At 72.4% G+C, this 23,491-nt stretch carries 23 protein-coding genes; 11 read left to right on the top strand and 12 right to left on the bottom strand.

Annotated elements, in window-relative coordinates; genetic code table 11:
- Positions 1 to 124: 124 nt before the first annotated feature.
- The 3 genes from ACFQPD_RS08230 to ACFQPD_RS08220 form a co-directional block, all read right to left on the bottom strand.
- On the bottom strand, positions 125 to 1,225 hold the full coding sequence (locus tag ACFQPD_RS08230; RefSeq protein ID WP_385900013.1) for a nucleotide disphospho-sugar-binding domain-containing protein: 1,101 nt from the start codon (positions 1,223 to 1,225) through the stop codon (positions 125 to 127).
- 84 nt (positions 1,226 to 1,309) lie between these two features.
- Positions 1,310 to 1,594 carry a hypothetical protein gene (locus tag ACFQPD_RS08225; RefSeq protein ID WP_353080869.1) on the bottom strand — a complete coding sequence of 95 codons (285 nt, stop codon included), beginning with the start codon at positions 1,592 to 1,594 and terminating at the stop codon, positions 1,310 to 1,312.
- Positions 1,595 to 1,620: 26 nt separating this feature from the next.
- A complete protein-coding gene (locus tag ACFQPD_RS08220) occupies positions 1,621 to 2,691 on the bottom strand; it encodes a glycosyltransferase family 4 protein (RefSeq protein WP_385900012.1) in 1,071 nt (356 codons plus the stop codon).
- A gap of 128 nt (positions 2,692 to 2,819) precedes the next feature.
- Here ACFQPD_RS08220 and ACFQPD_RS08215 point away from each other — a divergent pair, with 128 nt between their 5' ends.
- On the top strand, positions 2,820 to 4,970 hold the full coding sequence (locus ACFQPD_RS08215; RefSeq protein WP_385900010.1) for a glycogen debranching N-terminal domain-containing protein: 2,151 nt from the start codon (positions 2,820 to 2,822) through the stop codon (positions 4,968 to 4,970).
- Positions 4,971 to 4,980: 10 nt separating this feature from the next.
- On the opposite strand, the gene ACFQPD_RS08210 is transcribed toward ACFQPD_RS08215, so the two are convergent.
- A complete protein-coding gene (locus tag ACFQPD_RS08210) occupies positions 4,981 to 8,199 on the bottom strand; it encodes an SNF2-related protein (protein WP_385900008.1) in 3,219 nt (1,072 codons plus the stop codon).
- Between the two features lie 248 nt (positions 8,200 to 8,447).
- On the opposite strand from ACFQPD_RS08210, the gene ACFQPD_RS08205 reads away from it, so the two are divergent.
- The 7 genes from ACFQPD_RS08205 (at position 8,448) to ACFQPD_RS08175 (ending at position 14,783) form a co-directional block, all read left to right on the top strand.
- Positions 8,448 to 8,840, top strand: coding sequence for an ACT domain-containing protein (locus ACFQPD_RS08205; RefSeq protein WP_385900006.1), 393 nt, complete (start codon positions 8,448 to 8,450; stop codon positions 8,838 to 8,840).
- A gap of 167 nt (positions 8,841 to 9,007) precedes the next feature.
- Entirely contained in the window at positions 9,008 to 9,202 is a 195-nt protein-coding gene (locus ACFQPD_RS08200; RefSeq protein WP_385900015.1) for a dodecin, read from the top strand.
- Positions 9,203 to 9,301: 99 nt separating this feature from the next.
- A complete protein-coding gene (locus ACFQPD_RS08195; protein ID WP_385900005.1) occupies positions 9,302 to 9,973 on the top strand; it encodes an SDR family NAD(P)-dependent oxidoreductase in 672 nt (223 codons plus the stop codon).
- Between the two features lie 31 nt (positions 9,974 to 10,004).
- Positions 10,005 to 11,693: a long-chain-fatty-acid--CoA ligase gene (locus ACFQPD_RS08190; protein WP_385900003.1), complete on the top strand. Its 1,689-nt coding sequence runs from the start codon at positions 10,005 to 10,007 to the stop codon at positions 11,691 to 11,693.
- A 136-nt stretch (positions 11,694 to 11,829) separates the two neighbouring features.
- Complete coding sequence (locus ACFQPD_RS08185) at positions 11,830 to 12,342, top strand: SigE family RNA polymerase sigma factor (RefSeq protein ID WP_385900002.1); 513 nt, start codon at positions 11,830 to 11,832, stop codon at positions 12,340 to 12,342.
- Positions 12,339 to 14,186: a hypothetical protein gene (locus ACFQPD_RS08180; protein WP_385900000.1), complete on the top strand. Its 1,848-nt coding sequence runs from the start codon at positions 12,339 to 12,341 to the stop codon at positions 14,184 to 14,186. The genes ACFQPD_RS08185 and ACFQPD_RS08180 overlap by 4 nt, the downstream gene beginning before the upstream one ends.
- Positions 14,187 to 14,237: 51 nt before the next feature.
- A complete protein-coding gene (locus ACFQPD_RS08175; RefSeq protein WP_353080878.1) occupies positions 14,238 to 14,783 on the top strand; it encodes an NAD(P)H-dependent oxidoreductase in 546 nt (181 codons plus the stop codon).
- A gap of 24 nt (positions 14,784 to 14,807) precedes the next feature.
- Here the strand turns inward: ACFQPD_RS08175 and ACFQPD_RS08170 are convergent, their stop codons facing one another.
- The 4 genes from ACFQPD_RS08170 to ACFQPD_RS08155 are packed head-to-tail and all read right to left on the bottom strand — an operon-like array spanning position 14,808 to position 18,252.
- The gene (locus tag ACFQPD_RS08170; RefSeq protein WP_385899998.1) at positions 14,808 to 15,239 is read right to left on the bottom strand and encodes a hypothetical protein; all 432 of its coding nucleotides are present in this window, start codon (positions 15,237 to 15,239) and stop codon (positions 14,808 to 14,810) included.
- A gap of 34 nt (positions 15,240 to 15,273) precedes the next feature.
- Positions 15,274 to 16,107 (bottom strand): ABC transporter permease, encoded by an 834-nt coding sequence (locus tag ACFQPD_RS08165; protein WP_385899997.1) that lies wholly within the window; start codon positions 16,105 to 16,107, stop codon positions 15,274 to 15,276.
- Complete coding sequence (locus tag ACFQPD_RS08160) at positions 16,094 to 17,035, bottom strand: ABC transporter ATP-binding protein (protein ID WP_385899995.1); 942 nt, start codon at positions 17,033 to 17,035, stop codon at positions 16,094 to 16,096. The genes ACFQPD_RS08165 and ACFQPD_RS08160 overlap by 14 nt, the downstream gene beginning before the upstream one ends.
- The gene (locus tag ACFQPD_RS08155) at positions 17,032 to 18,252 is read right to left on the bottom strand and encodes an outer membrane lipoprotein carrier protein LolA (RefSeq protein ID WP_385899994.1); all 1,221 of its coding nucleotides are present in this window, start codon (positions 18,250 to 18,252) and stop codon (positions 17,032 to 17,034) included. Before ACFQPD_RS08155 ends, ACFQPD_RS08160 begins: the two co-directional genes overlap by 4 nt.
- 79 nt (positions 18,253 to 18,331) lie before the next feature.
- Between ACFQPD_RS08155 and ACFQPD_RS08150 the strand changes: the two genes are divergently transcribed.
- Together ACFQPD_RS08150 and ACFQPD_RS08145 are read left to right on the top strand one after the other, a co-directional pair.
- Positions 18,332 to 18,985 carry a response regulator transcription factor gene (locus ACFQPD_RS08150; RefSeq protein WP_385899992.1) on the top strand — a complete coding sequence of 218 codons (654 nt, stop codon included), beginning with the start codon at positions 18,332 to 18,334 and terminating at the stop codon, positions 18,983 to 18,985.
- A gap of 3 nt (positions 18,986 to 18,988) precedes the next feature.
- Positions 18,989 to 20,338: an ATP-binding protein gene (locus ACFQPD_RS08145; RefSeq protein WP_385899990.1), complete on the top strand. Its 1,350-nt coding sequence runs from the start codon at positions 18,989 to 18,991 to the stop codon at positions 20,336 to 20,338.
- A 6-nt stretch (positions 20,339 to 20,344) separates the two neighbouring features.
- Here the strand turns inward: ACFQPD_RS08145 and ACFQPD_RS08140 are convergent, their stop codons facing one another.
- From ACFQPD_RS08140 to ACFQPD_RS08125, 4 genes are all read right to left on the bottom strand, one after another.
- Entirely contained in the window at positions 20,345 to 20,737 is a 393-nt protein-coding gene (locus tag ACFQPD_RS08140) for a hypothetical protein (RefSeq protein ID WP_385899989.1), read from the bottom strand.
- A gap of 98 nt (positions 20,738 to 20,835) precedes the next feature.
- On the bottom strand, positions 20,836 to 22,017 hold the full coding sequence (locus tag ACFQPD_RS08135; protein WP_385899987.1) for an MFS transporter: 1,182 nt from the start codon (positions 22,015 to 22,017) through the stop codon (positions 20,836 to 20,838).
- A gap of 53 nt (positions 22,018 to 22,070) precedes the next feature.
- Complete coding sequence (locus ACFQPD_RS08130) at positions 22,071 to 22,787, bottom strand: AAA family ATPase (protein ID WP_385899985.1); 717 nt, start codon at positions 22,785 to 22,787, stop codon at positions 22,071 to 22,073.
- A 55-nt stretch (positions 22,788 to 22,842) separates the two neighbouring features.
- Positions 22,843 to 23,175 carry a GNAT family N-acetyltransferase gene (locus tag ACFQPD_RS08125; protein ID WP_385899984.1) on the bottom strand — a complete coding sequence of 111 codons (333 nt, stop codon included), beginning with the start codon at positions 23,173 to 23,175 and terminating at the stop codon, positions 22,843 to 22,845.
- Positions 23,176 to 23,310: 135 nt separating this feature from the next.
- Here ACFQPD_RS08125 and ACFQPD_RS08120 point away from each other — a divergent pair.
- Positions 23,311 to 23,491: ArsR/SmtB family transcription factor (locus ACFQPD_RS08120; RefSeq protein ID WP_385899982.1), on the top strand; the 181-nt coding region annotated here is incomplete at its 3' end.

Below are 23,491 nucleotides of genomic sequence, written 5' to 3'. Positions count from 1 at the left end.
ACAACCAGCATTCTACCTAGCCAACACGTCATTGACCCGGCTCAACACCCACTGATCAACCATCCACCCCGACAGACCAGGCCGGCCCATCAAATCCCAGGCTCGCCGATTAATCAGCGTTTCCCTAGGCCAGGACCCGCTCGATCTCCCGGACCGCCCCGGCGGGCCCCGGCGCCTGGTCGAAGGACTCCTTCAGCGTCGCCAGCCCGGCCGGGCGCGCCCCGGAGAGCAGGGCGTCCGCCACGCGGCGCACGCCCGACGGCGTGACGTCGGCCCTCCCTAGGACCCGGCCCGCGCCGAGTTCCTCCATCCGGTGGGCGTTGAAGAACTGGTCGGCGCCCATGGGAGTGAACACGGCGGGGACGCCCGCGAGAACCGTGTCGGTCGTGCTGCCGAACCCGCCGTGCGTGAAGCACAGGTCGGCTTCGCGCAGCACGTCCGTCTGCGGCACGAACGACCGCGCGTTCACGTTGCCGGGTAGTTCCCCGAGCTGCGGCAGGCTTTCGGCGCGGCCGGTGGTGACCACGACGAGGGCGTCGCTGTCGGCGAACGCCGTGATGATGGCCCGGAAGTAGTCGAGGTCGCGGTTGAAGACCGTGCCGAGCGTGGCGTAGACGACGGGGCCGTCGTGGGCCCGGAGCCGGTCGAGCGGGAACGTGGGGTCGGGCGCTGACGCGGTGGTCGTCGGGCCGGCGAAGTAGCACGGCAGATCGTCGAAGTCCTCGGCGAAGGGCTGGTAGTGCCGGGTCGCCGGCGAGATGTTCAGCGTCGATGACATGGGCCGCAGCAGGTCGAGGATGTCCGGCGGGCGTGACCCGAACACCAGCGGCCCGAGGACCGCCGTCAGCCGGCGGCGTGCGGCGGGGGAGGCCATCAGCCGGCGCGCAGGGCCCGGCAGGGTGGTGCTGATCCGGGCCAGGTGGGCGATCACCCGGTCGTTCTGGAAGAAGACCGGCGACAGGTTGATCACGGGGCGGTCGAGTTCGCGCTGCAGATCAGGGATCTCGGGGTTGAGACCGCCGGCGACGACTGCGTCGTAGTGCCGCGCCAGCCGGCGAATGCTCGCGTTCAGCGCGCGGAAGAGCCGGCGCCCCTGGAGCGCCAGCTGCGCGGGGCGGGTGATCGCTTCCCGTGGCCCGAACGGCACCAACGTGGCTCCTGCGGCCTCGACCCGGTCCCGGAAGGCCTCGCCCATGACGTAGTCCACCTCGTGGCCGGCGTCCACGAGCGCGCACGAACGGCAGCGAGGGCATGGCTAGGCCGTACGCCGGTGCCCCGGCCATCAGGATGCGGGCCATCTGCTGGCCGACTACTCGCCGAAGGTCGTCTGCGCGGCGGGGTCGGGCTCCTCCTGCGCAAGGCGGTCCTCGATCGTCTCCTCGCGGGTGAGATCGTCGAAGTGCATCGCCCGGTCGACGGGGACCGGACCGCCGTCCGGCACCATCGCCGCGGCGTCCGCGCCGTCGTCGATGAGGTCGTCCGTCCCGAGGTCCTCAGCAGTGACCTCGCCGTAGGGGTGCTCGGCGTCCGCGATCTCCTCCTGGTCCAGATCCTCGATGCCGTCGATGTTGCCGTCCAGCGCGTCCATGCTCATGGTCCCAGCCTTGCACGAGATGCACCTCACGCAAGTGAATCGAGAAGCTGCCGGTACACCTGTTCGTAACCGGCGCCCATCACGGGCAGGTCGAACCGGGCCTCGGCATCGGCACGGCAGGCATCGGGATCGATGCTGTCTGCGGCGATCACGGCGGCCACGAGTTCGTCCACCGACGCGCAGACGAAGCCCGTCTCGCCGTGCCGCACGACCTCCGGCACCGAGCCGCGGGGTGTGGAGATGACCGGGGTGCCGCACGCCAGCGCCTCGGCCATCACCATGCCGAACGGCTCGTCCCACTGGATCGGGAACAGCAGGCAGGACGCGCCGGCCAGCAGGTCACGCTTCTGCTCGGCGTCGACCTCGCCCACGTAACGGACCCCGGGCCCCAGGAGCGGCCGGATCTCCTCCCTGAAGTAGGACCGCTCGGCGGCGTCGTTGAGTTTGCCGGCGAGGATGAGCCGGCGACCGGCCCGTGCCGCGACCTCGATCGCGACGTGAGCGCCCTTGTCAGGGCTGAATCTCCCCAGCCACACGACGTCGTCCGACTTGTCCCTCCGGAGGGGGAAGCTGGCCACGTCGACGGCGTTGTGGACCGTCCCCACCCAGTTGAGGTCCGGCGCCAGGCGCCGCTGCGCGTCCGAGATCGCCACGAGATGGACCGAGCCGCCCAGTCGCCGGAGCAGATCGCCGTTGACGCCGTCGACGGTGCCGTGGACGGTGACGACGGTGGGCCGCGCGCCGGCGCCCGCCAGCAGCGGCCCCGCGGCGGAATGGTCGTGGACGAGGTCGACGTCCTCGTCGGGCAGCGCTCGCCGCGACTCGAGGGCCTGGATGAGCTCCGGGGCGATGCTGATCCCCAGCAGGTCGGACGGCGGCTCGGCGAAGACCCGCACATAGCGCTGCGCGGCGGTGCCGGGAGGGCCCGACGCCACCAGCGTCACGTGGTGGCCGCGGGCGACGAGCTGATCGACGAGAGCGGCGACGACCGCCTCGGTGCCGCCGTACGCGGATGGCGGGATCCGGTACCACGGCGGCGCCACCACACCGATGCGCAGCGGAACAGGGGTGAGAGCGCCTTCGGTCTCGAGCGACATGCCGGCTCCTTCCTGGCCGCGGCCGACGACCCTGGCCGGGGACGCACATCGTCGCGGTCCACTCGCCTCCATTCATACCACCGTAGGCTTTTAGGGTCACGACGCGGCAGTGCGGGAGGAGTGACGCCATGATGACCCTGTCGTCCGACACCAGGTGGACCACCACGGCGACGATCCAGGAGGACCCACGCCGACCCCTGGGCCTCGGCCCCGTGCACCGGCCCGCGGAGACCGTGACGGTGGTGGAGGGATCGTCGTTCAGTACGTCGCGCCCTAACGGCGACATGCACCCGCATCACGCGGACGGGCTGTTCGTCCGCGACACCCGGGTTGTGTCCCGCTGGGAACTGCGGGTCGATGGCCAGGAGGTGGAGCCGCTCGGCGTGGTCGCGCCCGAGCCCTACGAGTGCCGCTTCGTGGGCCGCGCCCCCGCGCGCCCCGGACAGGTCGAGCCGACGCTCGTCGTCGAGCGGCACCGCATGGTGGGGCACGGGATGCGCGAGGACCTCGCCGTGACGAACTTCGGCACGGAGACCGCGGGCCTCGATCTCTCGCTTCACGTCGAGGCCGACTTCGCCGATCTTTTCGAGGTCAAGGAGCGACGCCCGGTCCGGGCGCTGGCCATCACCTCCGACGCCGCCGCCGGCGAGCTGACGTTCCGCCTGGCCGCCGACGGCGCCGCGGAGGGTCGCCTGGTGCGGGTGGCGTCGCCGGACGCCCGTGTCGCCCCGGGCGTGCTGCTCTTCCAGGTTCTGGTGCCGGCCAAGGGGACCTGGCGGGCCACCGTCGAGGTGACCACCAGCGGCGACGGCGCCCCGCCTGGCCCGCCGTTCCCGGTGGGTCAGCCGCTGGAGGCCGCCGCCCCGGCGAAGCGGATGCGCAGCTGGCGCCACGCGACGGCGAGCGTCTCGGTGGGCAACCCCGTCCTGGATGCCGCGCTGCGCACCAGCCGGCGCGACCTCGGCGCCCTGCGCATCGTCGACCCCGAACACCCCGGCGACGACGTCGTCGCGGCGGGCGCGCCCTGGTTCATGGCCCTCTTCGGCCGCGACTCGCTGCTGACCAGCCACATGATGATGCCCTACGCGCCCGACCTGTCCATGGGGACGCTGCGGACCCTGGCGCGACGGCAGGGCCGCCGCTACAACCCGATGACGGAGGAGCAGCCCGGCCGCATCCTCCACGAGGTCCGCCTCGGCGTCGACGAGTCGCTGGCCCTCGGCGGCGGCCGGATCTACTTCGGCTCCGTGGACGCCACCCCCCTCTTCGTCGTCCTGGCCGGTGAGGCCCTGCGGTGGGGGGTCGGGACAGCGGTGTTGCGCGAGCTCAAGCCCGCCGTCGACGCCGCCGTCGAGTGGATCCTGGGCGACGGGGACCTCGACGGCGACGGGTTCGTCGAGTACCGGCGCAGCAGCGACCGGGGGCTCCTGAATCAGGGATGGAAGGACAGCACCGACTCGATGAGCCACCGCTCCGGGGCGGAGGCACGCGCCCCGATCGCGCTGGCGGAGGTGCAGGGGTACTGCTACGCGGCGCTGCTGGCGGCCGCGGACCTGGGCGAGGCACTGGGTGGGGGACGTGACGCGGGAGAGCTCCGGTCGCGGGCCGCCGCCCTCAAGGAGCGGTTCCACGACGCCTTCTGGGCGCCGGACCTCGAGTGCTACGCCATGGGACTGGACGCCGACAAGCGCCGCCTCGAGGTGGTGTCGTCGAACATCGGCCACTGCCTGTGGTCCGGCATCGTCGACGACGACCACGCGGAGGCGGTCGTCGCGCGGCTCATGGCCGACGACATGTTCACCGGGTTCGGCCTGCGCACGCTGTCGGCTGAGTCGGCGCGGTACAACCCCATCAGCTACCACAACGGCTCGGTGTGGCCCCACGACTCCGTCATCGCCGCCGCGGGGATGCAGCGCTACGGGCGCCGCGCCGAGGCGCTCCGGCTCGTGCGGGGGCTCCTCGACGCGTTGGAGGCGTTCGACGGGCGCCTGCCCGAGCTGTTCGGCGGGTTCGGCCGGGCCGACCAGCCCGTTCCGGTCCCCTACCCCACCTCCTGCTCCCCGCAGGCGTGGGCGGCCGCCACCCCCTTCGAGATGCTGCGCATCCTGCTGGGCCTCCGCCCCGACCAGGAGTCGGGCGCCGTGCAGGCGCAACCGGTCCCGGACTTCGTCGGCGCGGCGGCCGTGACCGGCATCCGGTGTGGCGGCCGGCTGTTCGATGTGCTGGCCGACCTCGACGAGGCCAGGGTCGACGAGCCGTCGCCGGGCGGCCAGACGTGACCCGGGGGCCTCAGCCCTCGAACAGCCCGCGGATATCCGCGGCCGTGATGCGGCCCGAGGAGAAGGACCCGGAGTCCACGACCGAGGTGAACAGGTCGCGCTTGCGCTCCTGCAGCGCCACCACCTTCTCCTCGATGGTGTCCACCGACACCATCCGGTAGACGTTGACCGAGCGGGTCTGGCCGATGCGGTGCGTCCGGTCGATGGCCTGGTTCTCCGCCGCGGGGTTCCACCACGGATCGAGGACGAACACGTAGTCCGCCTCCGTGAGCGTCAGGCCGAACCCCCCGGCCTTGAGCGAGATGAGGAACACGGGGTCGTCGCCCTCGCGGAAGCGGGCGATCCGCGCCGGCCGGTCCCGGGTGCGCCCGTCGAGATACACGTAGCCGACGCCCGCCTCGTCAAGCGCCTCGCGCACGAGCGCGAGGTAGCCGGTGAAGCTGCTGAAGACCAGCGCCCGGTGTCCCTCCGCGGCCAGCTCGGTGATCTGCTCCACCAGCGAGGTCACCTTGGCCGAGCGGCCGTGCATGTGGGCGTCGTCGACGGCGTCGACGAGGACCGGGTCGAGGGCCAGCTGCCGCAGCATGGTCAGGGCGCGGAAGATGGCGACGCGGTTGCGGTCCAGGTCGTTGAGCATGCCGAGGACCCGCTGGCGCTCGCGCTGCAGGTAGCGGTCGTAGACCTTGCGGTGCGCCGGGGTCAGGTCGATGCGCTGGAGCTGCTCGATCTTCTCCGGCAGTTCCTGGACGACCTCCCGCTTGGTGCGGCGCAGCACGAAGGGCCGGATGCGGCGGCGGAGCGTCTCCAGGGCGGCGCGGTCGCGCTCGACCTCGATGGGCTTGCGGTACCGCTCGGTGAACTGCTCCGGCTTCGGGAACAGCCCGGGCGCCGACAGCGACAGCATCGACCAGAGATCCATCAGCGAGTTCTCCAGCGGCGTGCCGGTGATGGCGAGCGTGAAGGGGGCGCCGAGCCGGCGGGCGGCCTGGTAGGTCCGGGAGCGGTGGTTCTTGACGAACTGCGCCTCGTCGAGGATCAGCCCGCTCCAGGTCAGGGCGCGGTACTCGGCGTCCTCGAGCCGCAGCAGCGTGTAGGAGGTGACGACGACGTGCGCGCCGGAGACGGCGGCCGCGACGTCGTCGCCGCGCTTGCGCCCGGTCGCGGTGATCGCGACGACCCGCAGTTCGGGGGCGAACCGGGCCGCCTCGTCGAGCCAGGTGCCGACGACGCTCGCGGGCGCGACGACCAGCACGGGGGCGCCCTCCAGCTGGCCGTCCGCGCGGGCGCGTTCGAGCAGGGCGAGGGTCTGCAGGGTCTTGCCGAGCCCCATGTCGTCGGCGAGCACCCCGCCGAGGCCGGCGTCCCACAGCGCCGCCAGCCACCGGAAGCCGCGTTCCTGGTAGGGGCGCAGGTCGGCGCGCAGGCCCGCTGGCACAGGAATATCCTGACGGTCGCCGTCGGGGAGGAGGCGCTCGACCGCCTCGCGCCAGCGTCGGCTCTGCCGCGCCACGACGCCCAGGCCGACGAGTTCCTCCCACAGGCCCGCCTGGAACGGGTTGAGCCGCAGAGTGCCGGGGCTGTCGGGGTCGACGAGGTCGCGGGCCTCCTCGATGAGGCGGCGCAGGTCGTGCAACTCGGGGATGTCGAGGCTGAACCATGTGCCGGAGTCGAGCAGCAGGGCCTCGTCGCCCGCGGCGAGCGCCGCGAACAGCTGGTTGAAGGGGACGTCCTGTCCGTCGACGGTGACGGTGATGTGGAGGTTGAACCAGTCGCGCTGGGCGCCGTCGTCGGTGCTGAGGTGGATGACCGGTGCCTCGTCAGCCTCGGCGTAGTCTGCGGCGTCGCCCACCTCGACGACGTCGACCCCGGCCGCGCGCAGGTCGGGGAGGGTCTCGATGAGGAACGTGGCCAGCGCCATGCCGGCCAGCTCCGCGGTGGCGAGGAGGGGCTGCCTGCCGGTGCCGAGCAGGGCGGGATGGGCGCCCAGCAACCGGGCCCCATGGTCGGAGAGTCGCTGCTCGGCGGCGTGGTCACGGGGCGGGCCGTCGGGCGCCGGGTCCAGGGGCAGCACCGTCGGCGCCCCGCCGGGCACCGGTGACGGATAGATGAAACCCCAGGTCAGGGTGGCGACATGCGGGGGCCGGTGGCGGATAGTCAGGTGGAGCCGCGGCGGGCTGAGGTCTGGCGGCTCGACGGATCCGTCCACCGAGCCGACCGCGCCCGAGCGGGCCAGCGCGGGGTAGTAGAGGGACAGGAAGCGGCCGGCGTCGTGGGCGGGGATGTCGACGGTGTGGCCGTCGGTGATGAGGCGGTCGAGCCCGTCGGGCGGGGGAGCGGCCAGCGCCCAGAGCGTGAGCGTGCCGCCGTCGAGGTGGCCGAGGCCGTGGGCGGGGGAACCGAGCAGGAGGAGGCGCCCGGGGGCCCCCGCCGGCAGGACGGAGGCCTGGGGGCGCGCGTGGATGGTGCCGTCGTCGTCGCGGGCGAGGTCGAGCGTGACCGTGGCGGCGCCGTCGGCCATACGCACCGACCGGAGGCCCTCGCCGGCCAGCAGCTCCACGCCGAGCGCGGCGGCCCGCTGCAGCAGGGGCCACACCAGCGGTCCGAGGCCGGCCAGATCGAGGGTGGGTGCGATGCCGTAGCCGTAGCCGCCGTCCGGGCTCAGCTGGTGGATCTGCGCGAGCACGCCGCGCTGCGGCTGGTTGAGGTCGGGGGACCGGTAGGCCTGGATGAGGTCGCCCCATGTGGCGCCCGTCTTCACCCATGGCGTGCGGCTGCCCTCCCGCAGCGGCTGGAGCGTGATGCGGGGGGTGCCGGTGTAGGTCGTCGCCGCGACGGCGAACTGGAGCGCGAGTCTGCGGCCGGCGGACGCCCGAGCATCGGTCCCCGCGATCAGGGGGGCGAGCTGGTCCTCCCATGACGGCGCCGGGCCGAAGGCTGCGTCGACGTGGGCACGGGCCTCCAGCATGATCGCGACCACATGCTTGCACGAGTGGCCCAGCGGGCACGTGCAGTAGGTGCGCAGCCGCCGGCCGGTGCGCTCGGCCTCGGTCTCGTAGATCTGGCGGCCGCTGCCCGTGACCAGGGCGCGGCAGTAGCCGTCGGCGACGTGCAGATCCTTGACGTGGCCGGACTCGTGGTAGCTGCGGCCCCGGAAGAAGGTGGGTGCGCCGAAGATGCGCTTCAGCTCAGCCTCCGGGTAGTCCCGGACCCACTCGACCCCGGGTTCCATAACGGTCGAGGGTACTCGGGTGGGGCGCCCGCTCGGTCCACGGCCCGCCCGGCGCCCACCGTCGGCCGCCCTGGGTTGAGCCTGACACGCGTCTTGCGGGGCGCGGACGAGCCTGACTCGCGGGTCGTCGAGGACGAATGAGCCTGCCGCTGGTCCCAACCCCCGAATGGGCGAGTTGGCGCGCGATAATGCCCGTGAGACTTGGCCCAGGCTCATTCCGCCAGGGCCCCGCGAGGAGGCAACCACCCATGAATCAGGCTCAAGCCGACCTCCCCAAGCTCCTCGCCACCCTCGCCCCGGCGGTCCGGCCCGGTCGCTACGTCTTCGTGACGAGCGACGGCGGTCGCGGAGTCGACGACGCCCTCGCGAGCGTCGTCGAGGAGGAGGGGCTCAGCCTCGTGCTCCGCCAAGACGACGCCGACGCGCTGGGGCTCGACTACGACTACGTGGCCGGCTGGATCACCCTGACGGTCCATTCGGCCCTCGACGCCGTCGGTCTGACTGCCGCGGTGAGCGGCGCGCTCGCGGGGTCAGGGATCAGCTGCAACGTCATCGCGGGCCGCCACCACGACCACCTGCTGGTGCCGCTGCATCGCGTCGACGACGCCCTGGCCGTCCTCGTGTCCCTGACCCTGGGCTGATTGGGCGACCATCGGACTGTCTGCCGACCCGTCGCCGCGACACCGACCGCGCCGCTGAGCCCGACGCCTGCGGAGCGGCCCCACCTCGCCTACTGTGGAACAGATCGACCGGTGGATTCCCACCGCTGAACGAAGGGGTTCTCATGAGCGATCACACCTAAAAGGTCATCGAGATCGTCGGGAGTTCGTCCGAGGGGCTGCAGCAGGCCATCGACGGCGCCGTGGCCCGCGCGTCGAAGACCATCCAGCACCTGGACTGGTTCGAGGTCGCGGAGATCCGCGGTCACATCGCCGACGGCAAGGTCGCGCACTACCAGGTCGGGCTGAAGATCGGGTTCCGCCTCGACGACCACAGCGTCTGACCGGTCCCCGGTGGCGGCGTGATGGCTGCCCGCCCGGCGGGAGCGGGGCGGTAGTCGATAGGCTCGGTGGGTAGTCGACGACGACCACAGGAGGTCACCATGCCCACGCTCGCCATCATCGGTGCCGGATCGCAACTCGGCGCCGCGACCGCCCGGCGCTTCGCCCGGGAGGGATTCGCGGTGGCGCTCATCTCCCGCACGGCGGACCGCGTCCACGCCCTGGCCGACGAGCTCGCCGGCGAGGGGATCACCGCGCGCGGGTATGCGGCCAACGTCCGCGACCACGACTCCCTTCGGGCTGCGCTCGACGACGCTGCCGCGGACCTCGGCCCCATCGACGTGCTCCAGTACAGCCCGCTGCCGGCCAAGGAGTTCCTGCGCCCCGTGCTCGAGACCACGGTCGACGACCTGCAGCCGGCCATCGAGTTCTCCGTCTACGGCCCGCTGGTGGCGATCCACCACGTCATGCAGCACATGCGCTTCCGCGGCGGCGGCACGATCCTGCTGGTCAACGGCGGCAGCGCCGTGCGCCCGGTGGCGAAGTTCGCCGGCACGTCGGTCGCGTTCGCGGGGGAGTCGGCGCTGGGGCAGATGCTGCACGACGCCCTCAAGCCGGACAACATCCACGTGACGCAGCTGATCATCCCCGGCGGCATCATCGAGGGCCATCCCCGCAAGGACCCCACCGTCCTGGCCGAGCGACTGTGGGAGATGCACGCCACGAAGGAGCAGTTCCGCCACTTCGCCGGCGACATGGACCTCGACGGCTGACCCGCCCGGGGGTCCTGACAGGATGGACCCCATGACCGACGACCGCCCCTGGGTGCAGCACTACCAGCCGGGGGTCCCGGCAGACATCGAGATCCCCACCACCTCGTTGGTGGAGATGTGCGAGGACGCCGTCGAGCGCGGCGGCGACGGCGTCGCGCTCCAATTCTTCGGCCGCGAGACCACCTACCGCGCCCTCGGAGACCAGATCGCGCGGGCCGCCGAGGGGCTGCGCCGGCTCGGCGTCCGCGCGGGCGACCGTGTGGCCCTCATTCTCCCCAACTGCCCGCAGCACGTCGTCGCGTTCTACGCCGCACTGCGGCTGGGCGCGATCGTCGTCGAGCACAACCCGCTCTACACGTCGCGTGAGCTGAGGCATCTGTTCGAGGATCACGGCGCGCGCGTGGTCATCGCCTGGGACGCGGCCGTGGCGAAGATCCGGCAGCAGCCCGCCGACATCGAGGTGGAGCACATCGTCGCGGTGAACCTGCTGCGCGCCTTCCCGACGGTCAAGCGGCTCGCCCTGCAGCTGCCCGTGCCGAAGCTCCGCGCCACCCGCGACCGCCTCACCCAGCCGGCCCCGGGCACCATCCCCTGGGAAGACCTGCTCCGCGGCCCGGCGGTGGATCCCGCCCATCCGCGACCAGCCGTCGACGACGTCGCGGTCATCCAGTACACCAGCGGCACCACCGGCCGCGCCAAGGGCGCCGTCCTCACCCACCGCAACCTCTACGCCAACGCGCTGCAGGGCGCGGCGTGGATGCACGACGCCGTCGACGGCCGCGAGGTCATCTACGCCGTGCTGCCCATGTTCCACGCGTTCGGCATGACCCTGTACCTGACCTTCGGCATCCTCAAACGAGCCCGCATCGTGCTGTTCCCCAGCTTCGACGCCGACATGGTCCTCGACGCCGCCCGCCGCACCCCGCCGACCGTGTACTGCGCCGTCCCGCCCATCTACGAGAAGACGGCGCGCCGGGCGATGGAGCGCGGCATCAGCCTGCGCTCCGCGCGGTTCTGCATCTCGGGCGCGATGAACCTCACCGACGACATCGTGGCGCTGTGGGAGTCGGTCGCGGGCGGGCTGCTCGTCGAGGGCTACGGGCTGACGGAGTGTGCCCCGGTGGCGCTGGGCAACCCCTTCCACCCGTCGCGGCGCACCGGCACCATCGGCATCCCGTTCCCGAGCACCCGCATGCGGGTGGTGGATCCCGATGACCCGTCGTGTGTGGTCGAGCCCGGCCAGCGCGGCGAGCTGCTCCTGGCCGGGCCGCAGGTGTTCCAGGGCTACTGGAACGCGCCCGAGGAGACCGAGGCGGTACTGCTGCCGGACGGATGGCTGCGCACCGGGGATCTCGTGACGGTCGACGCCGACGGCTTCACCACCATCGTGGACCGCGTGAAGGAACTCATCATCACCGGCGGCTTCAACGTGTCGCCGACGGAGGTCGAGGCGGTGCTGCGCTCGCACGAGGACATCGACGACGCGGCCGTCGTCGGGCTCCCGCTCGCCGGCGGCGGCGAGCGGGTGGTGGCCGAGGTCGTCGCCCGGCCGGGCGCCGCCGTCGACGGCGAGGCCGTGCGCGCGTACTGCCGCGAGCGGCTGGCGGCCTACAAGGTGCCGCGCGAGGTGGTGGTGGTCGAGGAACTCCCGAAGTCGATGCTGGGCAAGGTGCTGCGCAAGCAGGTCCGCGACCGGCGTGCGGCGAGCGTCGTCGGCTGAGCGAACCGTGACAGGATTCACACCAGTTGCTGTGGGCAGCCCCAGATGGGCCGAATTTCCCCACTGATGTGAGTTCTGTCACGCCCCATGCAGCGGAACCCACCCCCCGCGGCGTATAGAGGGCATGGAGGCAGTGATGGACCGTGCGGTCGAGGTGACGGCCGGCGGGTTCGACAGGTATGTCGCGGCCCGCGGCGGTGAACTATGGGCCGCCGCCTGGCTGCTCACCGGGGACGCGCAGCACGCCGAGGACCTGGTCCAGACGGCGCTGTCGAAGACCTACTGGCGCTACGACACCTTCGTCAACGACCGCCACTTCGAGGCCTACGTGCGCACGACGATGTACCGCACGTTCGTGTCGTGGTGGCGGCGGCTGCAGTGGCGCTCCGAGGTGCCGTCCGACAGCCCGCCCGACAGGCCGTCACCGCTCGAGGACCCCGCCCCGGGCGCCGACCTCCGCCGCGCGCTCGCCACCCTGCCCCGCCTCCAGCGCACGGTCCTGGTGCTGCGCTACTTCGAGGACCGCCCCACGCGTGAGGTCGCCGAACTGCTCGACATCCCCGAGGGCACCGTCACCTCCCACGTCAGCCGCGGGCTCGCCGCCCTGCGACGATCCCCCCACCTCGCCACTCCGGAGGACCAGTCATGAACGACAACGACCTCTCCGACGCCTTCCGCGCCGCCGTCCCGCCGCGCCCGGACACCCGGGAGTGGGCCGAGGGAGCCCGCCGCAAGGCGCGCCGCCGTCGGGTGGGGGGCACGTTCGCCGCGCTGCTCCTCGTCGCCGCGATGGCGACCCCGCTCGCCTTCAACCTCCCCGGCCGCTCCACCGTCCTGGCCACCCCCAGCCCGACGACGACGACAACGCGGCTGGTCCCCGACATCTGCAAGGACCCCGTCCCGAGCGCCTCGCCCCTGGTCGACGGCGACCTCCCCGACGGCGCCACCCGCGTGTGGCTGTGCGGGCGGTCCGACACCGGCTCGGAGCTGGAGCTCGTGGGCGCGCCCGATCCGCTGGTCGCGCACGCCCAGGACGCCGTCGCGGCGTTCAACGCGCTGGAGAGGTCTGAGGGGGTGCTGGACTGCATGCCGAATCCGCTGGACTACACGGTGGTCGTCGAGTACGGCGACGGCGTGCACCGGGCGGTGCGGATCGCCGGCTGCGGCGACCTCCGGGACGCGACCGGCATGCTCGACATCTTCCGAGCCGACGGCGCCGGCTACCTGAACACTCTCCGCGAGCTGTGGAAGGCCGAGCGCGAGGAGTCCGGGTTCCAGTTCACGGGGGCGGCGCTCTGCGACTCCTCCTACGCCTCCGTCCTCCGGCCCTTGGAGTTGGACGGTCTGACGCGAGCGGTCGCCTGCCGTGCGGACGGCTCGGCGGTCGAGCTGGACGCCGAACTCACCGCCGATCTCCTCGCCGCGCTCCAGTCCGGCGACGCGCTGGCAAGCACGGAGGTGGGGTGGGAGGCGCCGCTCCCGGCCCTGGTCCTGCTCACGCCCACGGGCGATCCCGTCTCGCTCCACCGGAATGACGCCACCTACTGGTGGGACGACGGCACGGCCCGCTGGATGTGGGGGCCGTTGGACGTTGCCCTCGAGGCGCGCATCGTCGAGGCGCAGGGCGTTGACGGCGGACCTGTCCCGTCGCCCAGCCCGACCCCCGTCGTGCTCCCGGATGAGCGTGGCGACGGCTTGGTCTCGCAGGTGTGCGACGACATCCAGACCGGCGCCCTCGCGGCCGAGGAACTCCCCAGCACCGAGAACCTCCCCGACGGCGCAGCGAGGGCATGGCTGTGTGGCGACCGCTGGGAGACGTTCGGCGGCGTGGGCCCCATCGAGCCCCTGACCACGGACCCGGACCGGGTGGCCGCCGCCATCAACGCGCTGCCGAACCCCGACTACGAGGCATGCACCGAGATGGGCGGCATCACCTACCACGTGGTGCTGGACTACCCCGACGGCGAGCGCCGGATCGTGTCGGCGGAGACCGTCAACTGCGAGTGGGTCGGCGGATGGGGCAACCGCGCGGGCGGCGCCCAGCTGCTCCAGGACCTGCTGCCGTTGTGGGCCGCCCAGCGCGAGGCGGCGCCGGAGCCGTTCGTCGAGGAGGTCGACGTCTGCAGCGACACCGCTGCGCTGGTCGGGCTCAACTCGCTGGGCCCCGTGGAGCGCGGCTCGCTGTACCGCGGCGTCGTGTGCGGAAAGCCCGCCGACGCGGCCGACGGCGAGGACTGGATCCAGCGCGAACTCCCCGGCGACCTGGTGCTCGCCATCTCGCAGGCCCAGCCCGTGCCCGACCAGTCGGGGGTGTTCACGCAGGGAGGCGCGTACCTTGTCCTGATGAACCAGTTCGGGGACCCGGTGACGTACGCGGTGACGCAGCCGGCGGGGGAGAGCCCGCAGATCCGGACCTGGGAGTGGGTGTGGACCCCGGGCGCCGACCTCATGCCGCTGTGGGTCGAGACGCTGGCGGGGCTGCGCCTCGAGTGAGGCGCCGAGGGCTTAGTTGAAATGTCAATATCCCTGTGGGATAGTTGACAGGTGAACAACCTCGCGATCATCGTCTCGTCCACCCGTCCGCAGCGCATCGGCGGGCGCGTCAGCGCCTGGGCCCGGGAGATCCTGGCCGCCGACTGGAACGTCACGATGCTCGACCTCGCCGAGATCGACCTGCCGTTCCTGGACGAGGACGCGCCCGCCGGCTCGGGCATCTACACCAAGCCGCACACGCTGGCGTGGAAGGCCGCCATCGACGCCGCCGACGCGATCGTCGTCGTGACGCCGGAGTACAACGGCTTCTTCCCCGCCCCGCTGAAGAACGCGATCGACTACCTCTACGCGGAGTGGGAGGGCAAGCCCATGGCGCTGCTCGGCTACGGCTTCGGCGCCGGCCAGCGCGCGACGACCGCACTCACCCAGCTGCTGCAGAACGTGAAGGCCGACGTCGTGGGCGCGACCGGCCTGAAGTTCACCGACGACGTCACCATGGAGGGCGAGGTCACGGCCGGCGCCGCCAAGGTCGCGGAGCTGACCGCGCTGTCGGAGAAGCTCGCCGACGCCGTCGATTCGGACGACGCCGCAGCCTGACCGCGGACCGGCCGGCGGCGACGCTCAGTCGTTGCCGCTGGCCGGGGGCGCGCCCAGCGCCTCGATCTCGTCGAAGAACGCGCCCGGCACGTCAGCCGCGACCAGGTCGGCGAGCGCGTCGAGCCGCGCCAGCGACGGGATGCCCACGACCGTGGTGTCGATGAGCGGGTGCCTCGTCGAGAACTGCAGGGCCGCCGCGGCGAGGTCCACGCCCGCCTCGCGTGCGAGCTCCCGGACCCGCGACACGTGCGCCGCGAACGCCTCGGGCGGGAGCCCGGCTGCGCGACGGATCGCGTCGCCGAGCAGGGCCTCGCTGCGCCCGTCGGCGTAGTTGTTGCTCGTGTCGACGTTGCCCAGCGGCGAGGCGAGCAGGGCGTCGGCCAGCGCGTCGCCGTCGGGCCGTTCGCCGAGCCGCGACGCGCCGAGCGTGACGGGGGTGGTGGGGACGTGGGCCATCGTGGTCTCCTGTTCGGGTGGGAACAGGGCGAGCCTAGGACGTCACGTCGGCCGAGCGGAAGCGCGCCCAGGCCAGCGAGCCGAACACCGCGACCCAGGCCACCTGCACCAGCAGCCCCGACGCCAGCACGCTCCAGTCCACCTCGATGCGCAGGAACTCCGCGAAGTCGAACCAGTGGTGCGTCAACAGGTACGGGTGGATGGCGGCCAGCTGCGGGAGCGAGTCGAGGACCGTGGACACGACGGAGACCACGACCGTGGCAGCCATCGCCCCTACAGGCACCTCCGTCAGCGTCGAGATGAACACCCCGACCGCCACCAACCCGGTCAGCGACATCGCCACGTAGCCGGCCACGCCGAGCATCCGGCCGATGCCGTCCCCGAGGGACACCGTGGTGCCCGACAGCAGCGTCAGCTCGCCGAGGCCGAAGAAGGCGCCGCCGGCGGCCAGCGACATGGCAGTGATGACCAGCACCGCCGCGGCCGCGAACGCCAGCGCCACGAGCGCCTTGGCGAGCAGCAGGCGCGTCCGGGCCACTGGGAGCGTCAGCAGGTAGCGCAGCGTCCCCGTCTGGGCCTCGCCGGCGATGGTGTCGCCGGACGTGATGGCGATCGTGAGCGGTAGCAGGAACGGCAGGCACATGAACAGGGCCGCGACGACGAGGAACAGCCCGTTGCCGGTGACCCTGCCGATGAAGCCCGGCCCCTGGCCGTCGAGCCCCTGGCCCTGCGCGATGAACAGCACCACGGACAGCAGCACGGGTACGGCGGCGAGGCCGGCGAGCAGGGCGAGTGTGCGGCGTCGTCCGAAGAGCAGCGCGAGTTCGCTGCGCAGCAGCCGCCCGAAGGATCCCCTAGCGCGCGACATCGAAGCCCTCCCCGGTCAGTTCCACGAACAGCTGCTCCAGGCTGCGTCGCCGGACCTCCAGCCCGGCGAGTGGGACCCCGGCGTGCACCAGGGCGGCGGAGACCCGCTCCGGCTGGATCGCGCCGAGACGAGCGGTCAGCTCGAGGCCGTCGACGGTGACATCCGCCAGGCCCAGCCTCTCCAGCACCGGCCCGGCCTCCGCGACGCCGTCGGGCGTGGTGGTGACGACGACGCGGGGGTCGTCGTCGACGGCCAGGTCCTGCCGCTCGGCCTGCGCCAGCAGAGCGCCGCGGCCCATGATGCCGATGTGGGTGCAGACCTGGTCGATCTCGGCGAGCAGGTGCGAGGACACCAGCACGGTGGACCCCTCGGCGGCCAGCTCCCGGATCAGGTGGCGCACTTCGCGGGTGCCCTGCGGGTCGAGGCCGTTGGTGGGCTCGTCGAGGACGAGCAGTTCGCGCGGCCGCAACAGAGCGGCCGCGAGCCCGAGCCGCTGTTTCATGCCGAGTGAGTACTGCCGGTAGCGCTTCCGGGCGGCCGCGGTGAGGCCGACGCGCTCCAGCGCCGTCTCGATGCGGACCCGTGACGTGGCGGGGTCGGCCGTGGCGTCGCAGGCGTCGAGCCGGGCCAGGTTCGCGCGCCCGCTCAGGTACGGCTGGAAAGCCGGTCCCTCGACGAGCGCCCCGACCCTCGGCAGCACGCTGCCGGCGTCGTCGGGCATGGGCTGGCCGAGGAGCCAGGCGGCGCCCGCCGTGGGGCGGACGAGGCCGAGCAGCATGCGGATGGTGGTGGTCTTCCCCGACCCGTTCGGGCCGAGGAAGCCGTAGACGGCGCCGCGGGGCACCACCAGGTCGATGCCGTCGACGGCCACCTGGCCGGAACGGAACCGCTTGGTGAGCCCCTCGGTGCGGATCGCGGGGGCGCTCACGCCATCGCGCGCAGGGTCTCGGCGGGCACCGCGCCCACCAGGACGCGCCCGTCGTCGGTGATGAGGACGCTCAGCAGCGTCGAGCTGAGCAGCCGGCCCTCGGGCACTTCGGCGGTGAGCTGCTCGAACAGCGCGCCCGTGTCGAGGTCCATGCCACCGGCGCCGTGTTCGGGCTTGAACTCCTCCATGAGGTCCTCGGCCTCGTCGGAGCCGGTGAAGTCCTCGGGCATGCCGCCCATGGCGGCGGGGTCTTGAGCCAGCATGGCCGCGACGTCGACGCCGGCCAGCTCGATCACGGTCTCCCACCCGGTGCCGTGCACCGCAGGCTCGGGATGCTCGCCCCCGTGGGCGGGCATCTCCGCGGGCCGCTCGCCGTCCTCGGCGGGGATCGGCACCACGACGTCGCGCTGCGTCGCGCCCGCTGGGGCTGAGAACTCGAACACGGACTCGGCCGGGGCGGAGAAGTCGACGTCGGTGAACGACACCTCGACGGCCGGCGCCGTCTCGTCCTGCGTGCTCCACGTCTGGACGCGTAGCGGGGTCATCGTCTCGCCGTCGACCGCCAGCACGACGTGGTCGACGAGGGTGCCGTCGGTGTCCGGGGTGACTACGAGCTGGTAGGCGTCGCGGCCGGCCACGGTCACCTGCGAGTCGACCCGCACGCTCGAGTGCTCCTCGACCTTCGCCAGGGCATCGGCGGCCGCCTCCTGCGGCGTCGGCAGCTCGGCGCGCTCGGCCAGGGCCTTCGCCCGGGCTTCCTCGCCCATGGCCTCGAGCCGGGCGCGGTCGGCGTCGCTCATGGTGTAGCGCACCGCCTCGTCGTCGGCGCTGGAGTAGGTCCACACGTCCGTGCCGTCGGCCACGACGGAGTACTCGCTCATGGTGCCCAGCAGGGACACGCGGGCCCGCTCGTCGCCGTCGGTCCACAGGCGCAGGGTGGAGCTGCCGCCCAGCAGCGACATCGGGTCGGCGCCGGAGGCCTCGGTGAACAGGAGGTCGGGCAGGCCCAGGCGGGCGGTGTGCACGACGGTGCCGGACATGGCCTGCGGCTCGGCCTCGAGCACGCGCGCCACGAGCTCCTCGGCCGTGAGGTCGGGCAGGTCGCTGCCCTCCCCGGAGGCGAGCAGCGGCTGCGCGATGAGGCCGATGGCGACGGCGGCGGCCACCGCGGCCGGGGCCAGCCACGGGGAGCGGAACGGGGTTCGACGGTCGGTCATGCCCCCACGGTAGACCGGCGTCGCTGAGAGGACGCTGAGAGAGCCGTGCCGCCTGCCGGGGCGCTGGCAGGATGGGGGCGTGCGGGTACTGGTGGTCGACGACGAGCGCGGGCTCACGCGGACGCTCCAGCGCGGGCTGACCGCGGAGGGCTTCGCCGTCGACACCGCCCACGACGGCGACACCGGCCTGTCGCTGGCGACGCACGGTGACTACGACGCGATCGTCCTCGACGTCATGCTGCCCCGCCGCAACGGCTACGACGTCGTGGCCGCCCTCCGCGACCGCCAGGTGTGGACCCCGGTGCTGATGCTGAGCGCGAAGGACGGCGAGTACGACGTGGCGGACGCCCTGGACCTCGGCGCCGACGACTACCTGACCAAGCCGTTCTCCTTCGTGGTGCTGGTGGCCAGGCTCCGGGCGCTGGTCCGGCGGCCGGCGGGGTCGCGTCCGGCAGTGTTGTCGGTGGGCAGGTTGGAGCTGGACCCCTCGGCCCGCACGTTGCTGCTCGACGGTCAGCCGGTGGAGCTGACCACGCGCGAGCTGGCGCTCCTGGAGTATCTGATGCGGCACGCCGACCGCGTCGTGGGCAAGGTGGAGCTGCGCGACCACGTGTGGGACGGCACCGGCGAGGACCTCAACGTCGTGGAGGTCTACGTCGGGTACCTGCGGCGCAAGCTGGGCCGCGACGTCGTCGTCACGGTCCGGGGCGCCGGATACCGAGTGGCGGGCTGAGCCGTGGCCGGCTCGGGCCGACGGTGGGGCGGGCTGTCGCTGCGGCTGCGGCTGACGCTCGTGACCGCGGGGCTGGTGGCGGTCGGGCTGGCGCTCGGCGCCGTCGCGCTGACCTGGGTGGTGTCGACCAGCCGGATCGCCGCGCTTGACGAGGCGGCGGGGGAGCGGGCGGCGACGGTGTCGCGGCTGGTGGCCGACGACCGGCTGCCCGAGCCGCTGCCGGTCACCGAACCCGGCGAGATGACGCAGGTGCTGGACGCCGATGGCCGAGTCGTGGCGAGTTCCGCGAATGCCAGTCGGACGCTGCCCATCCTCGACGGCCCAGAGGTCGCGAGGCTGCGCGAGGCCGGACCGGCGACGTCGCGCACGGCGTACGACGAGCGGGCACGGGTCGTCGCGGCCGCTGCGTCGTGGCGCGGCGAGCCGGTCACGGTGGTGGTGGCGCTGCCGCTGCGTGATGTCGAGGGTGTCGTGCGCGCGCTGCGGGTGTCGCTGATCGGCGTGGTGCCGACGCTGACGCTCCTGCTGGCCGGGGTGATCTGGTTCGCGGTGGGGCGCGCGCTGCGTCCGGTGGAGGAACTGCGCAGCGCGGCGGCCCGGGTCGCCGTCGAGGGCGGGCCGGGTGCGCTTCCGGTGCCGTCGGCCGACGACGAGCTGGGCGCTCTGGCGCGGACCCTCAACGAGATGCTGGACCGGCTGGACCGCGCGGCCGTGCGGCAGCGCGGGTTCGTCGAGGACGCCGCGCACGAGCTGCGGTCCCCGCTGTCGTCGCTGCGGGCCAGCGTCGAGGTGGCGGCGGCCCACCCGGAGGCGGTGTCGGCCGCCGACCTGTCAGCGGAGCTGCAGCCCGAGGTGCTCCGGATGCAGGCCCTGGTCGACGACCTGCTGCTGCTGGCGCGGGTCGGCGCCGCTCCGTCGGCGAGGCGCCCGGTCGACCTGGTGGCGGTCGCGGCTGAGGTGGTCGCCGCGATGCCGTCGGAGGTTGAGGTCGACCTGCGGGGCGAAGGGATGGCGTGGGGCGACGCGGCGGCGCTGGGCAGGGTCGTGCGCAACCTGGTCGAGAACGCGGTCCGGCACGCGAGCGGCGCGGTGCGGGTGACGGTCGCGGCGGGGACTGTCGTCGTTGAGGACGACGGGCCGGGCGTGCCGGAGGGCGAGCGCGAACGGGTGTTCGAGCGGTTCGTCCGGCTCGACGAGGCGCGGGAGAGGGGTGCCGGAGGGACCGGGCTGGGGCTGGCGATCGCGCGGGAGATCGCGCGGGACCACGGCGGCGACGTCACGCTGGAGGAGTCCACACTTGGCGGCCTCGGGGCGAGGTTGAGCCTCCCCGTCGACGGCGACGCCGCGGTGTGATCCCCGTCAGGTGGCGGCGGGCTCGGGCGGCCGGTGCCGGTAGGTCCACGAGGTGAGCGCGGTCCCCAGCCCGACCAGCAGCACGCCCAGGAAGATGTGGAGGGAGGTCGAGCCGGCCACACCCAGGCCGTACTGGACGCTGGCCGCGACGGCCACCGCGACGGCGAGGCCGACGTTCACCGGCCCCGCTGTGCGACGCAGCGCGACGTACACGACGGCGGCGGCGACGCACACGGCCAGGGTGATGCCGGCCATCACCTCGTGGTGTCGGCGGTAGCCGGTGTCACCGCCCAGGAACGCGGCGGCCCACCCCGCCTGGGCGATGAGCAGGCTGATCACAAGGGTGGCCACGCTGCGCAGCGCGATGAGCCGCGGGGGTGGCATCTGTGGGAGGGCCATGGACGCCACTGTGCCAGAGTCAGGGGCCGGTCACCGGGTCTGGCGTGAGACCATCTCGGCGATCCATGCGGGGGCCAGGCCGGCCGGGCGGCGGCTGTTCAGGCGTCCCGGCGTTCGAACCAGAGCCAGGCCAGGGTGAGGGCCGCGACGCCGGCCCCCGCGGCGAGGAACGTCCACGTGGGGATGAGCAGCGACGCCGAGCTGACCACGTAGGGCGCGAGGAAGCCGATGTAGGTCAGGCTGTAGACGACGGCCGTCGTCGGGGCCATCAGGTGCGGCGGCGTGTGGTGCTCGACGATCGTGATGCTGCCCACCATGAGCAGGCCGTGCGCCGCCCCCAGCACCACGGCCGCGGGCACCAGCCAGAGCGGATGCGGGGACAGCGCGGCCGCGGTCGCGATCAGCATGCCGACGCTGAGCACGGCCATGCCCAGCGGTGGCGTCCGGCCGGGATCGTGGTGGGCGTAGCGCCGGACCGACGGCTGAACCAGCACGCTGGTGCCGAGCGTCAGACCCGCGGCAAGGCCCGCGGTGGCGATCCTGGGTAGGCCCGGCACGGGGCCAACGAGGGCGGGGATGACGGCGAACGCGACCGTCGCCGCGCCGAACACCCAGGGCGCCGACGGCACGATCAGCTTCCAGAACCAGCCCTGCATCACGTGCGCCGCGGCGGTCCCGACCGTCGGCGTGGGCTGCTCTGACGTGTCGAGCTCCGGCGCGTTCCAGACCAAGGCAGCGGCGACCGCCTGGGCGATCAGGTGGACCACGTAGGTGAGCTGCAGTGGTGCCGGGAGCCACTGCGCAAGGACGCCGGCGACCATGGGGCCGATCGCGAAACCGGCCGTCAGCGCCACCGTGGACCGGCGGGCGCCCGTGCCCACGGGTAGGCCGGCGGACAACTCCTTCACCCACGCCGTGCCGGGGGCCATGACCAGGCCGACCCCGATCCCTGACGCGATGCGACCCGCGAACAGCAGCCCGGGGGAGTCGGCACCCGACAGGAGCAGGACGCTGCCCGCGAGCATCAGCACCGACGAGATCCGCACCCACGGCCGTTTGCCCGTGTGCTGCGACACCCACGCCGCCGCGAGCATGGCAGGCACGAGCCCGCCGACGTACGCGGCGAACATCCCGGTCACGAGCTGCTCCGACAATCCCCGCTCGTCGCGGTAGGCCAGCAGCATCGGAGCGAACTGGTTGGCGCCCCACCCTGCGGCCATCATCGCCAGCGCCACCCGCCGCCAGCTGCGGGGGGTGGCGCCGGCGTGCAGGGCTTCCATGGGTTCATCCTCCCCGATCGACGGCATCAGGGCTCGGCGCGGTCACCGGCTGGTCAGTCCAAGCCGAAGTACCCGGGATCGGCGAGGAATCGCCGGTACAGCGCCACCGACATCAGGTTCTTCCACTCCCGGGTGCGGAACCCGTCCTCGTCCAACTCGACGATGCGGGCCCCGGGGATCGCTGTGAGGATGGGGGAGTGGGTCGCCATGAGCACCTGGATGCCGTCGTCGCGTAGCTCCGCCAACAGGTTGGCCACCTTGACCTGGGTGAGGAACGAGAGTCCGGCCTCGGGCTCGTCGAGCACCAGGAGGCCACCCCGGCGCGACAGATGCACCAGCTTGGTGCTGAGCAGCTCGGTGAAGGCCTGGCCGTGTGAGCGTTCGTGGTAGGGGCCGTCTGCCCCCGGGTTCTGCTCGAGGAAGGTCAACAGGCCGTGCATGGTCTCGGCGCGGAGGAAGTAACCCCAGCGGGAGTGGGCCAGGCCGCGAACCAGCCGAATCCTCTCGTGCAGCGGCGACTCGGTGGGGCGCAGGGACGGCCGGACGTGCGTGCTGCCGCCCTCGGGACTCAGCCCATAGGCGATGGCGATCGCCTCGATGATGGTCGACTTCCCGACCCCGTTCTCCCCCACCAGCACAGTCAGCTCGGACAGCTCGAGCCCGTCGCGCAGCAGCTGCCTGACCGGGCCCATGCTGAAGGGCCAGACGGAGGCGTCCGCGATGGTGTCGCCGATCACTTCACGGATGGGCAGTGAGCTGAAACGGGTCACGGGGCCAGGCTAGAGCCCGGGGCCGAAGGGCGACCGCCGACCTCCGAGCTCCCCGCTAGATGTGAGCTTCACACGTGTGTGAATGTTTCACCATGACGCCATCGTCTTCGCGCCCTGCCACCGGGACGTAGCCCTCCGAGAGGTACAAGTTTCGGGCGTGGTTGTCGGGCTCGACCGACAGGCTGAGCGTGGCGATCTGCCGAGACGAGGCTGTTGCTCGAAGGCGTTGTAGCAGAGCTCTGCCGATCCCCATTCGACGGTGACCTGCGCTCACCCACACAGACACTTCTGGAGTCCGCTCGTCGACGAATCCGTAGCCGGCATCGTCGTGCGGCAGGAATAGGGCCCATGCCGCCCCCACCGCAACCCCGTCGTTGTCGAGATGCACTGCAGTTTGTGCGACTTCCCGCGTACCAGTTTGTGAATCGGGGTGCTGGCCCGCGATTCGTACAAAGTAGGGCGGCCGCCCTCAGCGGCTGACGCCTGTGACCGAGTGTTCAGTGCGCGCTGTATAGTTCAGTCCATGCTGACTATTGCTTCGCGTCTCGACGTGATGAACCGCCTGGGTCGTGCACTGGCCGACCCCACTCGATCCCGGATCATCTTGACCCTGCTCGACCATCCCGCTTACCCGGCGGAACTGGCCCGAGATCTGGACCTGACACGCCCGAACGTGTCCAACCACCTGGCATGCCTGCGCGATT

This window comes from Tessaracoccus sp. O5.2 (assembly GCF_964266725.1).
Classification (GTDB): Bacteria; Actinomycetota; Actinomycetes; order Propionibacteriales; family Propionibacteriaceae; genus Arachnia; species Arachnia lapidicapta.
Note: the sequence above shows the minus strand (reverse complement) of the source record. Positions and strands in the feature narration are given on the sequence as shown.